Source organism: Succinivibrio sp., from assembly GCF_045124615.1.
GTDB lineage: Bacteria > Pseudomonadota > Gammaproteobacteria > Enterobacterales > Succinivibrionaceae > Succinivibrio > Succinivibrio faecicola.
The window spans coordinates 1-2,295 of sequence record NZ_JBGVMC010000233.1; the positions used below are offsets into that span (position 1 = coordinate 1).

The window sequence follows — 2,295 nt, forward strand, 5'->3', positions numbered from 1 at the left end:
ACCCTGTCTGGCGAGCAGTTAAGAGCAACAATGCTCTAATTTAAGCTTGTTAATCAGCTTGACTAAGAATCAAAGTTAGAAAATCCCGCTGTATTAAGCGGGATTTTTTGCTAAGAATATATAGATAGATTAAATCTTAAATCAGATCTTTTGTATCTGTTTTTTAGAATGAATTTGTTCTTTTCAGTGTGATTTCAATAATCTGAGCCGGCGTCTTAAGACGAAGAGGAATACCTGCCCATATTCTTGTACCATTGCTAACAATCATCTTTTCCTTGCCTATAGTGTAAAAACCACTGACATAACCGTGATTTGCAGCAGCTACCAATGATTTAAGTACTGGGAAAAGACCACCGTGTGTATGACCTGCCAAGGTAAGATCTGATATTGCTGATAGTTCATCTGCAACCTTTGGCTGATGTGTCAGAAAAATAACAGGCGCATCAGAAACAACATTCTTGATAGCTGATGGAATGTCAGCTTTTTTATCTGAATATTTATAGGCTGTAGCATCAGTGACTCCACAGATATTTAAAAGAGGATAGTCATTATCAAAAATGGTTACAGAATCATTTTCAAGGAATTTTATACCACCTTTGTTGAAGTATTCTATCCATTCGTCATATCCTGAGTAGAATTCATGATTTCCTGATACTGCATATACACCGTATTTTGCCTTGAGTTTAAACAGAATATCAGTTTTCTTTTTAAGATATTCAACCTCTCCGTCAACCAGATCGCCTGTGATAACAATTATCTCGGCATTTCTTGAATTTACCTCTTTTACAATCTCCTCAATCTCATCTTTTGTTGTAGGTGCGCTTATGTGCAGATCGGATAAATGTATTATTCTCATACCATCAGCAAGAGGGGACAGAGAGTCGATATTTACTGTATAACTGCAAAGAGATGCCGCCTTAAAGCCGTTGTATACACTTACAGTGCCAAGAAGCAATGACACTATTACAGACAAAAGAGCATATCTTAAAGAATACGGATTTATAATGAATTTTGAGATGTTTCGTCTTACTGCCTTGTACAGACCATTGATGCACATTCTGAAGATAGTCAGCATCAGTACCATAAGACTTGAAAAATACATGCATGATAAGAACATTGTGGATATTCTTGACAGTTTCGGATCCATTGCATTTCCGCCTGTAAAAATAAACACATAAAGCTTGAATGTACCTACAAGAAGTATGGCAGATATTATTAGCTTTGTTTTAAGTGAACATCTAATCGGTCTTATAAAGAAAATGACAATAATAAGAGCCTGAATCAGTGGGTAGAGTTTAAACAAAGTCATTTTTAATCTTGGATCCTATCTAGTTGCAGGGAACATGCATCCTAACACAGAATTCTTAGCGCAGGCTGTGGAATCCTTAAGATTTAATGGGCGTCTGTGAGTAAACATATATGCAAAATAAGCAAAGGCATGTGCTTCAATAAGTTTAGAGTCAATGCCAAGTGCATCTGCTGTATAGAATTCAACATTGTTCTTAGATAGAAGTTCTCTCATTCTATCCATCATGAATCTGTTAAAAGCACCTCCGCCACAGACAATAAGTCGTGAATCATTTATAGAATATTTATAGATTATCTTTCTTATTTCATTTACGCATGCAATTACGGTAAATTCAGTAAGTGTGGCTACAAGATCTCTTGCGTACTCCTCATTGCTCATAGCGATGAAAAGCTCTTCTTTTATCATATCTGCGTTGAATGTTTCCCTGCCTGTGGATTTTGGAGCAGGTTTTGAAAGATAAGGATTAGACAGATACTCCTGCAGAAGAGACGGCATGACCTTTGCGTTTTTTGCAATTTCTCCATCCTTATCAAATTTCTTTTTGAAAATCATTCTTAAAACAGTATCTATAAGTGTATTTGCAGGTCCAATATCATATGCGCACAGGACAGTGTGGTTTTCATCATTGTCAATTACACTTACATTTGCAATACCACCTAGATTTAAAACAAATGTCTTTTTATCAGAGCCAAAAAGTACACTATGAAAAGCCTGAGTCAGTGGAGCTCCGTTTCCACCGTTTGCAATATCTGCAGCTCTGAAGTTACAGACTGTATCAATACCAGTTTTAGCAGCTATTCTTGCACCATCATCCAACTGAATTGAAAAATGCCTGTCAGGACAGTGTCTTACAGTCTGACCATGAGAGCCTACAGCAACAATATCACAAGCCTTAAAACCAGTCTTTTCAAGAAGCTTTAATACAGCGGCACTTTCATAATCTGCAAGCTTTACTCTTGCCATTCCCGCCTTTTCTATTTCATTGT

Annotated in this window: 2 protein-coding genes; both read right to left on the reverse strand. The window is 36.7% G+C overall.

The features are described from left to right. Window positions 1-163: 163 nt before the first annotated feature. On the reverse strand, window positions 164-1,309 hold the full coding sequence (locus ACJML3_RS06120) for a metallophosphoesterase (RefSeq protein WP_406021539.1): 1,146 nt from the start codon (window positions 1,307-1,309) through the stop codon (window positions 164-166). Between the two features lie 15 nt (window positions 1,310-1,324). Beyond that, window positions 1,325-2,295: anhydro-N-acetylmuramic acid kinase (locus ACJML3_RS06125; protein ID WP_406021541.1), on the reverse strand; the 971-nt coding region annotated here is incomplete at its 5' end.

What these genes read in the sequence shown, in the direction of transcription:
- ACJML3_RS06120 (WP_406021539.1), bottom strand. Translation starts at nt 1,309, where the DNA reads ATGACTTTGTTTAAACTCTACCCACTGATTCAGGCTCTTATTATTGTC.